Here is a 15,594-nt window from a genome sequence, read left to right as displayed (position 1 = left end):
CGTCAGCCGACGAAAGCGCGTTCGATCACGAATTCGGCAGGCTTGTTGTTGGCGCCTTCGGTAAGACCGGCATTCTCAAGCAGTTCCTTGGTATCCTTGAGCATCGCCGAGGAACCGCAGATCATGCCGCGGTCAATGGCCGGATCGAGCGCGGGTACGCCGAGATCGGAAAACAGCTTGCCGTTTTCGATCAGCGTGGTGATGCGGCCCTTGAAGGGATAATCTTCGCGGGTCACCGTGGCATAATGCTTGAGCTTGTCGCCGACAATCTCGCTGAGGAACTCGTGGTTCTTGATTTCCTCGACCAGATCGAAACCGTATTTCAGTTCGGCCACATCGCGGCAGGTATGGGTGAGGATGACCTCTTCGAACTTCTCATAGGTCTCGGGATCGCGGATCAGGCTCGCGAAAGGCGCAATGCCGGTGCCGGTGGAGAACATGTAAAGCCGTCGGCCGGGCGTTAGCGCATCGAGAACCAGCGTGCCTGTCGGTTTCTTCCGCATCAAAACGGTATCGCCAGGCTTTATCGCCTGAAGATGGGAGGTCAGCGGGCCATCCGGGACCTTGATCGAGAAAAATTCCAACTCCTCGTCCCAGGCGGGGCTGGCGATGGAATAGGCGCGATAGATCGGCTTGTCGCCGACCATCAGGCCGATCATGGCGAATTCGCCGGAACGAAAACGGAAGCCGGCCGGACGCGTCATGCGGAAACGGAACAGATGATCCGTATAATGTTCCACCGACAAAACCGTCTCGGCGTAAACACCATCGGGTATCTTGATCGCGAAATCTTCCGTCTTGGCTGGCGCGTTCATTTAGGTTCCGTCCATTCTATTCGATGAGCGACATTCTCCGACCGGGCAATTATACCATTTCTGCTCCGGTTTGAAGGCATGAGAATGTCAATACTGCCATGTGCGTAGGAAATATGTATCAGAAACTCATATTTCCGTGCAACGTGTCACAGAGACGCACGCCGACGCCAGCTATAAGCCTCGCCGTCGCTCGCAGGTCTGGCCGTCGGCTGGTAATAGACCGGAATTTCCGGCAGGCGATTTTCGGACAGGCGGCGGATCGCCGTACCATTCGTCACCGCAAAGCTTGTGAAGCCGGTACGCAGCATGAGCGGCACCTGATCGATCAGCACGTCGCCAATCGCCCTCACCTCGCCTGTGAAACCGAGGCGGCTGCGCAGCAGCGACGCGTGGCTCAAACCACGGCCGTCATTGAAAGCCGGGAAACTCACCGCGACAAGCTCGATACGGTCGAGATAAGGTTCCAGCCGGGTCACATCATCGGCAGGCGCAATCAGCACCCCGAGACCGATATCGTTGCTTTCGGCCGCACGAACCAGAAAATCGGCAAGCGGCAGCACGGGCTTCTGCTCGGCCACCGCTTTTAATTCTTCCGTTTCGATCACCCAGGGATCGTTCTCCACGAAGCCGTCGCGGGTCCAGATTTTCGTCATGACATTCTCCTCAGGCGGCTTCGGCGGCGGAACCGTAGAGCGCATCCTTGAACGGTTGCGGCCCGACGCGGCGATAGGCTTCAAGGAAATTCTCTTCCTTTGAAAGACGAAGCCCGAGATAGGTGTCGACGATGGTTTCAACCGCGTCGGTCACCTTTTCCGGTTCGAAGCCGCGACCGATGATCTCACCGATCGAGGTGTTTTCGTCACCCGATCCGCCAAGCGTGATCTGGTAAAGTTCCGCACCCTTCTTTTCCACGCCCAGCAGCCCGATATGACCGACATGGTGGTGGCCGCAGGCATTGATACAGCCGGAAATCTTGATCTTCAGCTCACCAATTTCCGCCTGACGCTCCGGCGAACCGAAGCGGGTGGAAATTTCCTGCGCCACCGGAATGGAGCGCGCATTGGCAAGCGCGCAATAATCCAGCCCGGGACAGGCAATGATATCGGTGATGAGCCCGGCATTGGCGGTCGCAAGACCCGCGCCTACAAGTGCACGATAGACCGGCTCGAGGTCAGCCAGCGCCACATGCGGCAGGATGATGTTCTGCTCGTGGCTGATGCGGATTTCGTCGAAGGCATATTCCGCAGCAATATCGGCGACCAGCTCCATCTGCTCATCCGTCGCGTCGCCCGGAATGCCACCGATCGGCTTCAGCGAGATCGTTACCATGCCGTAGTCCGGATGCTTGTGCGGGGCGACGTTCTGCTCCACAAAACGGGCAAAACCCTCGTCGGCCCGCTTCCAGCGCGCCAGGCTTTCCCAGCCTTCCGGCCGGTCCTTCAGCGCCGGCGGCGCGAAATAGGCGGTGATGGCGGCGATATCGGCATCCGGCAACTTCAATTCGGTGTTCTTGAGTTCCGCAAATTCGACCTCGACCTGACGGGCCAGTTCTTCCGCACCCGTCTCATGCACGAGGATCTTGATGCGCGCCTTGTATTTGTTGTCGCGACGACCATGCAGGTTATAAACCCGCATCACGGCCGTGGTATAGGACAGGAGATCTTCTTCCGGCAGGAAGTCGCGGATCTTCTTGGCGATCATCGGCGTGCGCCCCTGTCCACCACCGACATAAACGGCAAAGCCGATCTCGCCCTTGTCGTTCTTTTTAAGATGCAGGCCGATATCGTGAACCTGAATGGCCGCACGATCGCGTTCGGCACCCGTCACTGCAATCTTGAACTTGCGCGGCAGGAACGAGAATTCCGGATGCACGGAAGACCATTGGCGCAGGATCTCGGCATAAGGACGCGGATCAGCAACCTCGTCGGCCGCAGCGCCAGCGAAATGATCCGCAGTGACGTTGCGAATGCAGTTGCCAGAGGTCTGCAGCGCGTGCATTTCCACGCTTGCCAGTTCGGAGAGGATATCCGGGGTATCAGAGAGGCGCGGCCAGTTATACTGGATGTTCTGACGGGTGGTGAAATGGCCGTAACCCCGGTCGTATTTACGGGCAATATGCGCCAGCATCCGCATCTGCTTGGAATTCAGCGTACCGTAGGGGATGGCGACGCGCAGCATATAGGCGTGCAGCTGAAGATAGACACCATTCATCAGGCGCAATGGCTTGAATGCGTCCTCGGCCAGCTCACCGGATAGCCGGCGCTCAACCTGATCGCGAAACTGCGCCACGCGGCCTTCAACAAATGCGTGATCGAACTCGTCGTAACGGTACATATTCTTCCTCAGACTGCGATAAATGCTGCATCGGCCGGCTTGTAGCCGGTCGCATAGTGCACGGTCGGGCCGGCGGCGCGAATGCGCTCGCGCAGGCGCGTCGGCCAGAGCTTGCCGTTCTCTTCCACAACGTCGACGATATTAACGTCAACGACCTTGTTGGCGGAAAAATCCCGCTTGCCGATCTCCTCGAACGAGGCGACCGCTTCCGCATGGCGGGCGACGATTGCGCCCTGCAGGTTTTCCGTCCATTCGCCGTTGGCGTCGAGCCAGACGGCAATGCCATCGCTCAGGCGGTTGGCGGTCAAAACCTTGTCAGCCATTTACATACTCCCGTTTGAGGTCCGCCGGCCTTCCGGCAAGCGCAAGCGCCTCGGACCTGTCGAAATTGGCGCCTGCCACCGCATCGCCGATGATGACCATGACAGGACCGGTCAGTTCATCGCGATGTTCAAGGTCGGGCAGATCGTTTAATGTTCCGTGCAGCAGGCGGCGATCAGCGCGGCTGGCGTTTTCGATAACGGCGACGGTGGTTTCCACACCGAGCCCCGCTTCGATAAGCCTTGTGGCCACCGAGGCAGCGACGCTGCGGCCCATATAGACGGCAATGGTCGCACCGGAAACGGCAAGCCGGGCCCAGTCGGGCAGAACATCGCCAGTCAGATCGTGACCGGTGGTGAAAATCAGCGACGAGGCGACACCACGCAGCGTCAGCGGCAGTTCAAAATCCGCAGCGGCGGCGAAGGCCGACGTGATGCCAGGCACGATCTCGTAAGCGATGCCGGCATCGCGCAGCGCTGCCATCTCCTCGCCCGCACGGCCATAAACCAGGGGATCGCCGGATTTGAGGCGTACGACGCGCTTGCCGTCCTTGCCGAGACGCACCAGCAGGCGGTTGATCTCGTCCTGCGACTTGCTATGGCAGCCCTTGCGCTTGCCGACCGAGAGCCTCTCGGCGTCGCGACGGCCCATATCGATGATCGCCTGCGGTACCAGCGCATCGTAAACGATGACGTCGGCTTCCATCAGCACGCGCTGCGCGCGCAGCGTCAGAAGATCTTCCGCACCGGGCCCGGCGCCGACAAGCCATACGCGGCCTTCGCTGCGTTCGGGCGACCGCAGAAGACGGTCGACAGCCTGATGGGCGGCCGGGGCGTCGCCGACGGCGACGGCATCCGCAACCGCACCGGAGAAAAATCGCCGCCAGAAATTGCGCCGCAACGCGCCCTTCGGTACGGTTTGTTCCGCTGCACCGCGATACTGCACGGCGAGATGTGCGAGCTTGCCAAGTGAAGGCGGCAGCATCTGGTCTATGCGCGCGCGGATCATCTGCGCGAGCACCGGCCCTGCCCCTTCGGTGCCGATAGCCACCGCGACGGGTGCCCGGGACACAAGCGCCGGCGTGAAGAAATCGCAGAATTCCGGCTGGTCCACCGCATTGGCGGGGATTTTCCGGGAACGCGCGGCAGCAACGATGTCCCTGTCCAGAACAGCCTCGCCAGTTGCAGCAAAAACCAGGGTCGCACCGTCGATCAGATGGCTGGCAAAAGCATGAGGCCGATGATCGATGCCGTGTTCGAGGAGATAAACTGCGTAATCAGCCTCCGGCTCGTCGGCATAGGCAACGATATGCGCATTGGTATTGGCAAGAAGCCTGACCTTTGCGAAGGCCTCATCGCCATTTCCGAAGACGGCAACCTGCCTGCCCTCGACCCGGAAGAATGCGGGGAAGGTTGAAAGGCGATCGCCGGCAGCGGAAAAATCATGTTCGTTGTGCATTGGACATATATCCCGCATCGCGGCGCAAGATTGAAGAAACAGAAATTCAAGCCTTTCCGGCACCTGGATTTTTATTTCTCGAACACCCCGGTTTTGGAGGAAAACAAACCGGCCTCTGTTTCCCGCACGCCTGGAGGCTTCCAAGCGCAGCGCGAATCCCTTGACAAACCCGGCCCCCGCGCCGAACAAGGGAAGACAATTTGCCATCTGTTTTCCATGCGAAGACCGCTTTATACAAGCGGCAAGAAGGACCGCCCCCTTGACCAGCCAGCCACTTTCCGTCCGCCTTCTTGATGTCATCGAACACGATATCCTGCCGTTGACAGCCCGCGGTGTCAGCCTTGGCAACAAGGTTTTCGGCGCGGCAATCCTGCGTAAGTCCGACCTGTCGCTGGTGGTTGCGGAAACCAACAACGAGCTGGAAAATCCGCTCTGGCACGGCGAGGTGCATACGCTGAAGCGGTTTTACGAACTGGGCGAAAAACCGAATACGAAGGACCTGATTTTCCTCTCCACCCACGAACCCTGCACCATGTGCATGTCCGCCATCACCTGGGCCGGTTTCGACAATTTCTACTCCTTCTTCAGCCACGAGGATTCGCGCGACGCTTTCGCGATCCCGCATGATCTGAAAATTCTGAAGGAAGTCTTCGGGTTGGAGCCGGGCGGCTATCGCCGCAACAACGCTTTCTGGAACTCGTATTTCATCACCGATCTGGTGGAAGCCGAGGAGGATCCGCTGAAGAGCACGTTGAAGGCGCAGACCGCCCGCATCAAGGCGGCCTATGACGATCTGTCCACCAGCTATCAGTCGTCGAAGGGCGGCAACGATATTCCTCTGAATTAAGCGCGGAACTGGACGGCCGGACCGGCATAAACACAAGCGAAGGTTTGAGCATATGGAAGCCTCGAAGGACATTTCCCGCCTGATCGAGATCATGGAAGCCCTGCGCCAGCCGGAAACCGGTTGCCCGTGGGATGTCGTCCAGACCTTCGAGACGATCAAGCCCTATACGATTGAAGAGGCTTATGAAGTCGCCGACGCCATCGAGCGCAGGGACATGGACGATCTTTGCGAAGAACTGGGCGATCTTCTGTTGCAGGTCGTCTTTCATTCACGTATCGCCGAGGAGCGCGGTGAGTTTGCCTTCGGCGATGTGGTGCATGCCGTCACCTCGAAAATGATCCGCCGACACCCGCATGTCTTTGCCGCCTCCGAGGCCGATACGCCCGACAGCGTCAAGCTGCAGTGGGACCGGATCAAGGCCGAGGAAAAACGCGAGCGCGCAGCGCGCCGTGCGCGCCGGGGCATCACGGAGGATTTCAAGGCCGGCTTTCTCGGCGGTGTGCAACGCAGCCAGCCGGCGCTGACCGAAGCGCTCAAACTGCAGGAGCACGCGGCGCGCGTCGGTTTCGACTGGTCGGACCCCGCCCCCATTCTCGACAAGATCGAAGAAGAAATCTCCGAACTGCGCGAAGCGCTGGAGGAAGGAAGGCCTGAAAAGGTCTCAGACGAACTGGGCGACCTGATCTTCGCCCTCGTCAATATCGGCCGTCACGTCAAGGCCGATCCGGAAAACGCGCTGCGCGGCACCAACACGAAATTTCGCAGGCGCTTCAACCACATCGAAAAATCGCTTGGCGAAAATGGCGAGACGCTGGAGGAAGCAAGCCTCGAGAGGATGGAAGACCTCTGGCAAGCGGCAAAGCGCATCGAACGCGCGCTCGATAAGGTCACGTCCTGAGGGGCGGGACGCCTCGCGGCTCGAGCGCCGGTTTTCTCCGCCCGCAGCCGAGCTGCATCATCGAAGAAGAATGGAAACAGTCGAGGGCCGCATGATGCGGCCCCTGCTTTTGCTCAGACGCTCTTATTCGCCGCCGCCCAGCGAGTGCACGAAGATCGCAAGCTGCTTGACCGTCGTGTCACCGAGGCGCTCACCCCAGGCGGGCATGACGCCATGCTTGGGAGAGCGTATCTGCGAAACGATCCCCTCTTCGCCATGAGATTTCAGCCAGATGGCGTCGGCAAGATTGGGTGCACCGAATTCGCGGTTGCCCTTGGCATCTTCCCCATGGCAAGAGGCACAATTGTCGGCAAACAGCTGCCTTCCGGGTTCCACCAGCAACGGGTTGGAAGGCGTTCCCGTGAGGCTGAACACATAAGCGGCAACCTGACGAATTTCATCCGGCTGCAGCATACCGCCAAAGGCCGGCATTTCCGAAGCACGTGTGTCTGGATCATCCTGAAAGCGGATGCCGTGCTTCACCGTCGTATAGATGTCATCGACGCTGCCGCCCCACATCCAGTCGTCGTCATTGAGGTTGGGATAACCCTGCCCGCCCTCCGCGCCAGAACCGTGACACTGAATGCAATTGACCTTGAAAGCGGCAGCACCGCCCGAAAGGGCAAATTGCATCAGCGTCGGGTCCGCCTGGATGTCGGCAAGCGACGAATTGGCGATCTTGTCGACATAGATGCTCTGAGACTGTCTGGCATCGGCCAGGTCCGCGGCGATTTCGGCACGGCTGTTCCAGCCGAGGACGCCCTGAGTTGCACCTGAAATCAGCGGCCATGCCGGAAAAGCGATGGTGTAGCCGATGGCCCAGACAATCGTGGCGTAGAATGTCCACACCCACCAGCGAGGCATGGGGTTGTTCAATTCGCGAATACCGTCCCACTCGTGGCCGGTGGTTTCGACGCCGCTGATTTTATCGATGTGTTTTTCGGACATGTTCAGTCCTCCCTGAGCGGAATGCTGGCCGCATCGTCCGCGGCCCTTTTCGAGCCTGGGCGAAGCGTGAAGATGACGACGCCGGCGAAGAACAGGGTCATGGCAAGCAGGCCCCAGCTATCGGCGAAGTGGCGCATGGCCGTGTAGGTTTCCATCGTTCCGCCTCCTCACCGGTAACCGGCGGCATCGTCATAGGTCGAGAAATCGACCAGCGTGCCGAGCATCTGGAGATAAGCGACCAGCGCATCCATTTCCGTGAGCTTTGCCGGATCGCCGTCGAAATCGCCGACCTTGGCCTTGGGATAGCGCGCCAGCAGTTCCGACGAATCCGCATTCGGGTCCGCCTGGGCGGCGAGATCGGCCGCGGATTTCTCGATCATCTCGTCGCTATAGGGCACACCGACAGCACGGTTGGCCTTCAGCTCCATGGAGATGTCAGTGATCTTGAGCGGCGTTGTCTTGAGGAAGGCATAGGACGGCATGATCGATTCCGGCACCACCGAGCGTGGATCAGCCAGATGCTGCACGTGCCACTCGTTCGAATAACGGTCACCCACGCGCGCCAGGTCAGGCCCGGTGCGCTTGGAACCCCACTGGAAAGGATGGTCGTACATGGATTCCGCCGCCAGGCTGTAATGCCCGTAACGTTCCACCTCGTCGCGGAACGGACGGATCATCTGGCTGTGGCAGACATAACATCCCTCGCGAATGTAGATGTTGCGCCCGGCCAGCTCCAGCGGCGTGTAGGGCCGCATGCCTTCCACCTTCTCGATGGTGTTTTCGAGGTAGAAGAGCGGTGCGATTTCCACGATACCGCCGATCGAGACCACCAGCAGCGAGCCGACCAGAAGCAGGGTGGCGTTACGTTCGATGACGCCGTGTTTGTCGAGTATGGACATCGGCCCCTCCTATTCAGCGGGCTGCAGCGAAGGAGCCGCGCCTTTGCTGGCGCCCTCCTCGCGTTGATGACCGAGGATGGTCATGGTGACGTTGTAGGCCATGATCAGCGCGCCGCTGAGGAACATCAGGCCGCCCAGTGCACGCATCACATAATAGGGGAACAGCGCTGCCACCGATTCCGCGAAGGAATAGACAAGGAAGCCCTGGCTATCATATTCGCGCCACATCAGCGCCTGCTGGATGCCGGCCACCCACATGACGGCGGCGTAGATGACGATGCCGAGCGTGGCGAGCCAGAAGTGCCAGTTCACGAGTTGCAGGCTGTAAAGACGGTCCCTGCCCCACAGCTTGGGCGTCAGATAATAGATCGCGCCGAAGGTGATCATGCCGTTCCAGCCGAGCGCGCCCGAATGCACATGGCCGATGGTCCAGTCGGTATAGTGGCTGAGCGAGTTGACGGCCTTGATCGACATCATCGGGCCTTCGAAGGTGGCCATGCCATAGAAGGCAACCGCCATCACCATCATGCGCACGATGGGATCGGTACGGATCTTGTCCCAGGCGCCCGAAAGCGTCATCAGGCCGTTGATCATGCCGCCCCATGATGGCATCCACAGCATGATCGAGAACACCATGCCAAGCGTCTGCGCCCAGTCCGGAAGTGCCGTGTAATGCAGGTGGTGCGGGCCTGCCCAGATATACATGAAGATCAGCGCCCAGAAGTGGATGATCGACAGGCGGTAGGAATAAACCGGGCGGTTCACCTGCTTCGGAATGAAGTAATACATCATGCCGAGGAAGCCGGCCGTCAGGAAGAAGCCGACGGCGTTATGGCCATACCACCATTGCGTCAGCGCGTCCTGCACGCCCGAAAAGGCGGAGTAGCTCTTGACGCCGAGAAAAGAGACGGGAATGGCGAGGTTGTTGACGATGTGCAGCATGGCAATCGTCACGATGAAGCTCAGGTAGAACCAGTTCGCCACATAGATATGCGGCTCCTTGCGTGTCAGGATCGTGCCGAGGAACGTGATGAGATAGGCAACCCAGACGATCGTCAGCCAGATATCGACATACCATTCCGGCTCCGCATATTCGCGTCCCTGCGTTATGCCGAGCAGATAGCCGGTGGCGGCCATGACGATGAAGAGGTTGTAGCCCCAGAACACGAACCAGCCGAGATCGCCGCCGAACAGGCGTGCCCGACAGGTTCTCTGCACCACGTAGAATGAGGTGGCGATCAGCGCATTTCCCCCGAAAGCGAAGATCACCGCCGACGTGTGCAGCGGCCTTACACGGCCGAAATTGAAATAGGGCGCAATGTTGAGATCCGGAAAAGCAAGCTGCAGCGCCACCACGACGCCGACCAGGAAGCCGACGACGCCCCAGAAGACGGTGGCGATGACACCGTATCGTACGACTCCGTCGAAGTATTCCGACTTGCGCCGGGCCCGCGCGGCCGGATCGACGGGCGCAAAGGAGACACGGCGCAACAGAAGCACCGTGCTGACCAGCAGCGTAAAGAACAGCACCCACATATGGGCGGCGAAAAGACTGTCATGGGCGAATGCCGCCCCGAGCAACGCGAGAAAGGCTCCAAGGGCCACGATCGCGGTTTCCAGTGTGTAGTTCATTGTTGGTTTCCCCCAACGTGCAAGCCGACCGACGAAAGGCACTGCATGCGCCTGGGAGAGCGGACGTGCGCCTTTGCGTCGGTTGGAGCATTGCCACCGGGAATGGGAAGCGACCTTGATCCAGATCAAGAAAGCAAAGCTGTCGCAGCCTCGCCAAAATGCGGCTCGCATTTACAGGGGAAATTTGCCTATAAACAAGAATACGGCGATGTCGACCGCGCTTTCGCGGGTGCCGCTTCAGCCCTTCATTTTTAGGGGCAACCCGGCGGCGACGAAAAAGACCTCACCGGCAATGGCGGCGATTCGCTGATGCAGCCGCCCCGCATGATCCCGGAATTCCCGCGCCATGCGATTTTCCGGCACGATGCCGAGACCGACTTCGTTGGAAACGAAAATCAGCTTCGCCCGAGCCGACAGGATCGCCGCCTCAAGTGCCGCGAAGGCAGCATCGAAATCCGCATTTTCCATCATCAGATTGGTAAGCCACAAAGTGAGGCAATCGACGAGAACGACATTGTCCGGCCGGTCCAGCCGCTCCAGCATGGCGGCGATATCGACGGGCGCTTCATGGGTGGTCCATTCGCCGCCACGCCGCGCCTGATGATGGGCGATCCGGTCACGCATCTCGTCATCCCAAGCCCGGCCGGTGGCCAGATAATGCAGGTTTCCGCCCGCTTTTATGGCAAGCTCTTCCGCAAAACGCGATTTGCCGGAGCGCGCGCCGCCAAGAATGAAAACGGAGCGGTTATTATCTGTCATGGGAAACCTGAAGGAAGAGAATAAACGGACCGGCATCTTCGCCGGGTCGCGAGCCAGTGACAGGCGGACATGAAGGGAACGATTCGTAGAAAAGGCGTCCCCCGGTTGCTCACGCCGGACTGCCGCTGATACCGGGCCGGAAAAAACAAGACCTGCCTGCAGGATGCAGGGCATATCAGTCTTGATGCTCCGGATACCGGAAACACCGGTCCGGAAGAAAAGCTAGGTGCGAACGTCCATCCTGTCAATCCGTCCCTGCCGTTGGTGAAAAACCAGGCGGAACCGGTACGCAAAACCTTAACCCGGAACCGGCGGACCTGTCGTCCGCGACAGGACTGATAAAGCGACTTGGTTACCGGAAAGTTAGCGTTAAACCGAATGATGAAACCGCAACGCCAAAAGAGAATATGGGAGCGACGTCAGCCGCCGCCATTGCCTTGCCATGGCCTTCAAATCAATATGGTTTCGAAGATTCGCAAACAGCAAGGTGGCCTGCCCGTAATGACCGTCATCGACTATATCGCGATTGTCGTTTTCATCCTTCTATGGGCCGCCTACACCCATGTGACGACGGGAACGAGGCTGTTTTCGCGCGCCAGCCTCAACCAGGCCATGGCCGAGCGCCGTCGCGACTGGATCATGAATTCGCTGAAGCGCGACCTGAAGATGATCGACACACAGATCATGGCCGGCCTGCAGAACGGAACCGCCTTTTTCGCTTCCACCTCCATCTTCGCCATCGGCGGATGTTTTGCCCTTCTGGGGGCGACCGAGCAGGTCGAGTCGGTGTTTCGCGACATGCCTTTCGTGCATTATGCCGGTCGCACGGCTTTTGAACTGAAGGTCATCGGGCTCACCTGTCTCTTCGGTTACTCCTTCTTCAAATTCGGCTGGTCCTACCGGCTGTTCAACTATTGCACCATCCTCTTCGGCGCCATTCCCATGGTGCACGACGTCGGCGCCGACCGCGAGGCGGCGGAACGCGCGGCCGAGAACGTCATCAAGATGAACATCATCGCCGCCAAGAACTTCAATGACGGCCTGCGGACCATCTTTCTGTCCATCGGTTATCTCGGCTGGTTCATCAGCCCCTATGTCTTCATCGCCAGCACGGTCATCATCATTGTCGCGCTCTTGCGCCGCCAGTTCTTTTCCGAGGCGCGACGCGCCATCATGGAAGAAAACAGGCCTTGAAATAGCCGCACTTCAAGGGCCAAGCCGAGCAAGACCCCGGCCTTACCGAAAGCTGAAACACGGAAACCATGGACACAAACACAGTCGCCAACGAAAACCGCCGTAAAGGCCGCATAGGCGGCCTCGACACGCTCCGCGGGCTGGCCCTCATCGCCATGGCGTCCTACCACTTCACGTGGAATCTGGAATATTTCGGTTATCTCGAACCAGGCACGGCAACCACGGGCCTCTGGAAGCTTTACGCACGCGGCATCGCCACGTCATTTCTGTTCCTTGCGGGTTTCAGCCTGTTTCTCGCCCACGGCAAGGGCGTGAACTGGCCATCCTTCGGCAAGCGTTTCGCCATGGTGGCCGGTTCGGCGCTGCTCATCACCATCGCCACCTATTTTGCCTTTCCGGACAGCTTCATCTTCTTCGGCATCCTGCATAATATTGCCGCCGCAAGCCTCGTGGGACTGTTGTTCCTCAGGGCACCCGCAGCCGTGACACTGCTTTTCGCTGTGATTGCTTTTATCCTGCCGCAATATCTGCAATCCGAACTGTTCAATGCAAAATGGCTGGCCTGGATCGGCTTTTCCACCCAGCCACCCCGTTCGAATGATTATGTCCCGCTGCTGCCCTGGCTTGCGCCGTTCCTCGCCGGGCTTGCGGTCTCGCAATTCGTCTCGCCGCGCGGCTGGCTCGACCGCTTTCGAAGCCCGAGTTCACCTCGCAACCTTCTTGCAAGCGCCGGCCGTCACAGCCTTGCCTTCTATCTCATCCACCAGCCAGTATTAATCGGGCTTGTTTACACCCTCTCGCTCGTCGCCCCACCCCCGCCTGTCGATCAGGTCGAACTATACAAATCAAGCTGCGAAAAAAGCTGCGTCGAACAGGCGAACGGGCTGGAGCTGTGCCAGCGCTTCTGCGGCTGCACGCTGGAGAAGCTCCAGGCGGAAAGCCTTTTCGACATCATGATGGAAGGCAAGCTGACCGCGGATCAGCAGACGAAGGTCAGCGAAGTGGCACAGCAGTGCACTGTTGAGGCGCAGTAGCGCAGGCAGCCAGAGCGTCAGCGGTCGCCGTCTTTTCTCCCCCTTTCCGGGGAGAAGGTGGCCCGAAGGGTCGGATCAGGGGGCGAACGTCGGTGATAAATCGAGATCATGTCCCACATCCCGCTGCCGCGACATTCTCGTCGGCGGGGCAAGCCGAACCCGCTCGTTTCATATGAAGTAAAGCGGAGAGTCTTGGAGCCGTTCCCGACAGTTGCGTCAACGGAATATGCGATACCGCTAAAAAGCAGTGCTCAGGTCCCGACGCCGATTTCGGCAAGACGCGTCAGACAGGCCTCTTCGACATTGTCGAGCTCCGCCAGCGTCTCCTCGATATCCTTGCGCTTCTGCCGAAGATCAGCGCGCTTTTCATCGACCTTCTTCATCAGGAGCACAAGCTGGCCCGATTCCCCCGGCGGCTCCTTGTAGACCTGAATGATCTCGCGGATTTCGGCTATCGTGAAACCGATACGGCGACCGCGCAGGATTTCCTGAATGAGACGGCGGTCCGCTGCACGGAAAAGCCTGGTGCGCCCGCGCCGCTCAGGATGGATCAACCCTTCATCCTCATAGAATCTGAGTGTGCGGGTGGAAACACCGAATTCTCGGGTCAGTTCGGTTATGCTATAATATTTGTTCACGGGCCTATCCGATTCCTAACCGGATCATTATTATTTGACCTTCACGTAAAAGTCAATTTTATGGCCGCCCTCGCCTATCCCGAAATTCCGTACCACCAGGTCGCTATTCCCAGGAAGGCAAAAAACCCGACAATGTCCGTTACCGCCGTTACGAAGACGGCGGATGAGACGGCAGGGTCAGCTCCGAACTTGTCGAGGACGAGCGGAATAAGAATTCCCGCCAGGGCCGCCGCGAGCATGTTGAGACACATGGCCGTGGCGATGATGCCCCCAATATGGATGTCCTGAAACCATAGCGCCGCGACAACACCGATGGCGCAGCCGAACAGCATGCCGTTCAGAATGCCCACCCCCGCCTCGCGCCGAATAATGCGGGCGGCATTGTTAATATCGAGGCTTTTGGTGGCGAGCGCGCGCACCGATACCGTCATGGTCTGCGATCCGGCGTTGCCGCCCATGCCGGCAACCGCAGGCATCAGGATCGCCAGCGCGACGATCTGCTGGATCGTCGCATCGAACAGGCTGATGACGGAAGCGGACAGAAAGGCAGTGATGAGATTGACGGCGAGCCACGGAACGCGGGAACGCGACGTGCTGGCGATGGAGTCCGACAGCTCTTCGTCACCCACACCGCCGAGACGCAGAAGGTCTTCCTCGGCCTCTTCCTGGATGACGTCGACCACGTCATCGATGGTCAGCACGCCGACCAGCCGGCCGTTATTGTCCACCACGGCGGCGGACAGAAGGTCGTATTGCTCGAAGAGCTGCGCTGCCTCTTCCTGGTCCATTTCTGCTGGAATGGAATGGTTTGTCTCATGCATGATCGTTTCGATCTTCACCTGGCGCTTGGCCCGCAGCACCTTGTCGAGATCGAGCGCGCCGACCAGCTTGAAAGTGGGATCGATGACAAAAATCTGGGTGAAGGAGTCCGGGAGTTCCTCCTCCTCTCGCAGATAATCAATAGTCTGCCCGACAGTCCAGAATGGCGGCACGGCGACGAATTCCGTCTGCATGCGCCGACCGGCCGAGCTCTCAGGATAGTCCAGCGCCCGCATCAACCGCACGCGTTCGGTGAAGGGCAGCTGCGAGAGAATGTCCTTACGATCCTCGTCGTCGAGGTCTTCAAGAATGTAGACGGCGTCGTCCGAATCGAGCTCGCCGATACCGGCAGCGATCTGCTCGTTCGACATCTGATCGACGATATCGAGGCGGATACCTTCATCCACCTCGGTCAGCGCCGTCATATCAAAATCGGAACCGAGCAGCCGCACAAGCGCGTGGCGCTGTTCCGGGAGAATGGATTCAAGCAGGTCTCCGAGTTCGGATTCATGCAGCCGCGCCACATTCTTGCGCAGGAACAAGAGGTCGCGATCGGCGATTGCCGCACCCACCATCGTCAGAAAATCGGAACGCACCGAGCCATCTTCGGCATAAATATCCGACGGGGCATCCAACGGCTTCAATTCATCGGGCGCGACAGCGTCGTCGTCACGGTCTGTCATCTGGCGTCCCCTTGTATTCAAATGCCGCAATGCTCGAATTCGAAGGCAGAATGGCGTTAAAAAGCATATTGTCAACAACCGGATAGCTGCAAATACCTAAGCTTCGCGCGTGTCGCGAAAATTCCATTCGTCATTCCTCTTCGCCTCTCCGGCAGGATCGGGCGGAGTGCGGCTTATAAGCATGAATAGCCGATCCGTGCCGCTTGTTTTACGACAACGCCCGCACCCTTTACGCCGTTCCGCAGCCAAGGTTGATAGCCATGACGCTGGTTTTAC

Annotated in this window: 17 protein-coding genes; 5 read left to right on the top strand and 12 right to left on the bottom strand. The window is 59.1% G+C overall.

Translation table 11 applies throughout. From position 1 onward, the window contains the following. Positions 1-2: 2 nt before the first annotated feature. The 5 genes from BLU28_RS08895 to cysG form a co-directional block, all read right to left on the bottom strand. Positions 3-815, bottom strand: coding sequence for a ferredoxin--NADP reductase (locus tag BLU28_RS08895; RefSeq protein WP_022556175.1), 813 nt, complete (start codon positions 813-815; stop codon positions 3-5). A 146-nt stretch (positions 816-961) separates the two neighbouring features. Beyond that, on the bottom strand, positions 962-1,468 hold the full coding sequence (locus BLU28_RS08890) for a DUF934 domain-containing protein (protein WP_077986255.1): 507 nt from the start codon (positions 1,466-1,468) through the stop codon (positions 962-964). 10 nt (positions 1,469-1,478) lie between these two features. Then, positions 1,479-3,149 carry a nitrite/sulfite reductase gene (locus BLU28_RS08885; protein WP_077986256.1) on the bottom strand — a complete coding sequence of 557 codons (1,671 nt, stop codon included), beginning with the start codon at positions 3,147-3,149 and terminating at the stop codon, positions 1,479-1,481. Positions 3,150-3,157: 8 nt separating this feature from the next. Continuing rightward, positions 3,158-3,472 carry a DUF2849 domain-containing protein gene (locus tag BLU28_RS08880; protein ID WP_004441838.1) on the bottom strand — a complete coding sequence of 105 codons (315 nt, stop codon included), beginning with the start codon at positions 3,470-3,472 and terminating at the stop codon, positions 3,158-3,160. Then, a complete protein-coding gene (gene cysG, locus BLU28_RS08875) occupies positions 3,465-4,928 on the bottom strand; it encodes a siroheme synthase CysG (protein WP_077986330.1) in 1,464 nt (487 codons plus the stop codon). The genes BLU28_RS08880 and cysG overlap by 8 nt, the downstream gene beginning before the upstream one ends. Here cysG and BLU28_RS08870 point away from each other — a divergent pair. From BLU28_RS08870 to mazG, 3 genes are read left to right on the top strand one after another with little or no spacing between them, the layout of a single operon-like run. Beyond that, positions 4,914-5,222 (top strand): hypothetical protein, encoded by a 309-nt coding sequence (locus BLU28_RS08870; protein WP_022556178.1) that lies wholly within the window; start codon positions 4,914-4,916, stop codon positions 5,220-5,222. The genes cysG and BLU28_RS08870 overlap by 15 nt on opposite strands. Continuing rightward, a complete protein-coding gene (locus tag BLU28_RS08865) occupies positions 5,188-5,775 on the top strand; it encodes a deaminase (RefSeq protein ID WP_077986257.1) in 588 nt (195 codons plus the stop codon). The genes BLU28_RS08870 and BLU28_RS08865 overlap by 35 nt, the downstream gene beginning before the upstream one ends. Positions 5,776-5,827: 52 nt before the next feature. Further along, positions 5,828-6,673, top strand: a complete 846-nt coding sequence (mazG, locus tag BLU28_RS08860; RefSeq protein ID WP_077986258.1) for a nucleoside triphosphate pyrophosphohydrolase — start codon at positions 5,828-5,830, stop codon at positions 6,671-6,673. Between the two features lie 123 nt (positions 6,674-6,796). Here the strand turns inward: mazG and ccoP are convergent, their stop codons facing one another. The 5 genes from ccoP to cobU form a co-directional block, all read right to left on the bottom strand. Beyond that, a complete protein-coding gene (ccoP, locus tag BLU28_RS08855; protein WP_077986259.1) occupies positions 6,797-7,660 on the bottom strand; it encodes a cytochrome-c oxidase, cbb3-type subunit III in 864 nt (287 codons plus the stop codon). Positions 7,661-7,662: 2 nt separating this feature from the next. Next, complete coding sequence (locus BLU28_RS08850) at positions 7,663-7,815, bottom strand: CcoQ/FixQ family Cbb3-type cytochrome c oxidase assembly chaperone (RefSeq protein WP_004441852.1); 153 nt, start codon at positions 7,813-7,815, stop codon at positions 7,663-7,665. 12 nt (positions 7,816-7,827) lie between these two features. Next, positions 7,828-8,559 carry a cytochrome-c oxidase, cbb3-type subunit II gene (gene ccoO / locus BLU28_RS08845; protein WP_003495954.1) on the bottom strand — a complete coding sequence of 244 codons (732 nt, stop codon included), beginning with the start codon at positions 8,557-8,559 and terminating at the stop codon, positions 7,828-7,830. 9 nt (positions 8,560-8,568) lie between these two features. After that, positions 8,569-10,191 carry a cytochrome-c oxidase, cbb3-type subunit I gene (gene ccoN, locus BLU28_RS08840; RefSeq protein ID WP_035208797.1) on the bottom strand — a complete coding sequence of 541 codons (1,623 nt, stop codon included), beginning with the start codon at positions 10,189-10,191 and terminating at the stop codon, positions 8,569-8,571. A 237-nt stretch (positions 10,192-10,428) separates the two neighbouring features. Then, positions 10,429-10,950, bottom strand: a complete 522-nt coding sequence (cobU, locus tag BLU28_RS08835) for a bifunctional adenosylcobinamide kinase/adenosylcobinamide-phosphate guanylyltransferase (protein WP_004441859.1) — start codon at positions 10,948-10,950, stop codon at positions 10,429-10,431. A 501-nt stretch (positions 10,951-11,451) separates the two neighbouring features. Here cobU and BLU28_RS08830 point away from each other — a divergent pair. Further along, positions 11,452-12,144, top strand: coding sequence for a DUF599 domain-containing protein (locus tag BLU28_RS08830; protein ID WP_006697428.1), 693 nt, complete (start codon positions 11,452-11,454; stop codon positions 12,142-12,144). Positions 12,145-12,212: 68 nt separating this feature from the next. Further along, a complete protein-coding gene (locus tag BLU28_RS08825; protein WP_077986260.1) occupies positions 12,213-13,178 on the top strand; it encodes an acetyltransferase domain-containing protein in 966 nt (321 codons plus the stop codon). A gap of 251 nt (positions 13,179-13,429) precedes the next feature. On the opposite strand, the gene BLU28_RS08820 is transcribed toward BLU28_RS08825, so the two are convergent. Together BLU28_RS08820 and mgtE are read right to left on the bottom strand one after the other, a co-directional pair. After that, on the bottom strand, positions 13,430-13,816 hold the full coding sequence (locus BLU28_RS08820; protein WP_004441868.1) for a MerR family transcriptional regulator: 387 nt from the start codon (positions 13,814-13,816) through the stop codon (positions 13,430-13,432). Positions 13,817-13,890: 74 nt separating this feature from the next. Beyond that, positions 13,891-15,318, bottom strand: coding sequence for a magnesium transporter (gene mgtE, locus BLU28_RS08815; protein ID WP_004441871.1), 1,428 nt, complete (start codon positions 15,316-15,318; stop codon positions 13,891-13,893). Positions 15,319-15,594: the final 276 nt, after the last annotated feature.

The organism is Agrobacterium pusense, from assembly GCF_900102105.1.
Taxonomy (GTDB): domain Bacteria; phylum Pseudomonadota; class Alphaproteobacteria; order Rhizobiales; family Rhizobiaceae; genus Agrobacterium; species Agrobacterium pusense.
This window is presented reverse-complemented; position numbering and strand designations above follow the sequence as displayed.

Bases quoted from the DNA above. Each gene is read 5' to 3' on its own strand.
- BLU28_RS08895 (WP_022556175.1), bottom strand. From the start codon at position 815: ATGAACGCGCCAGCCAAGACGGAAGATTTCGCGATCAAGATACCCGAT.
- BLU28_RS08890 (WP_077986255.1), bottom strand. From the start codon at position 1,468: ATGACGAAAATCTGGACCCGCGACGGCTTCGTGGAGAACGATCCCTGG.
- BLU28_RS08885 (WP_077986256.1), bottom strand. From the start codon at position 3,149: ATGTACCGTTACGACGAGTTCGATCACGCATTTGTTGAAGGCCGCGTG.
- BLU28_RS08880 (WP_004441838.1), bottom strand. From the start codon at position 3,472: ATGGCTGACAAGGTTTTGACCGCCAACCGCCTGAGCGATGGCATTGCC.
- BLU28_RS08870 (WP_022556178.1), top strand. From the start codon at position 4,914: ATGTTCGTTGTGCATTGGACATATATCCCGCATCGCGGCGCAAGATTG.
- cysG (WP_077986330.1), bottom strand. From the start codon at position 4,928: ATGCACAACGAACATGATTTTTCCGCTGCCGGCGATCGCCTTTCAACC.
- mazG (WP_077986258.1), top strand. From the start codon at position 5,828: ATGGAAGCCTCGAAGGACATTTCCCGCCTGATCGAGATCATGGAAGCC.
- ccoP (WP_077986259.1), bottom strand. From the start codon at position 7,660: ATGTCCGAAAAACACATCGATAAAATCAGCGGCGTCGAAACCACCGGC.
- BLU28_RS08850 (WP_004441852.1), bottom strand. From the start codon at position 7,815: ATGGAAACCTACACGGCCATGCGCCACTTCGCCGATAGCTGGGGCCTG.
- ccoO (WP_003495954.1), bottom strand. From the start codon at position 8,559: ATGTCCATACTCGACAAACACGGCGTCATCGAACGTAACGCCACCCTG.
- ccoN (WP_035208797.1), bottom strand. From the start codon at position 10,191: ATGAACTACACACTGGAAACCGCGATCGTGGCCCTTGGAGCCTTTCTC.
- cobU (WP_004441859.1), bottom strand. From the start codon at position 10,950: ATGACAGATAATAACCGCTCCGTTTTCATTCTTGGCGGCGCGCGCTCC.
- BLU28_RS08830 (WP_006697428.1), top strand. From the start codon at position 11,452: ATGACCGTCATCGACTATATCGCGATTGTCGTTTTCATCCTTCTATGG.
- BLU28_RS08825 (WP_077986260.1), top strand. From the start codon at position 12,213: ATGGACACAAACACAGTCGCCAACGAAAACCGCCGTAAAGGCCGCATA.
- mgtE (WP_004441871.1), bottom strand. From the start codon at position 15,318: ATGACAGACCGTGACGACGACGCTGTCGCGCCCGATGAATTGAAGCCG.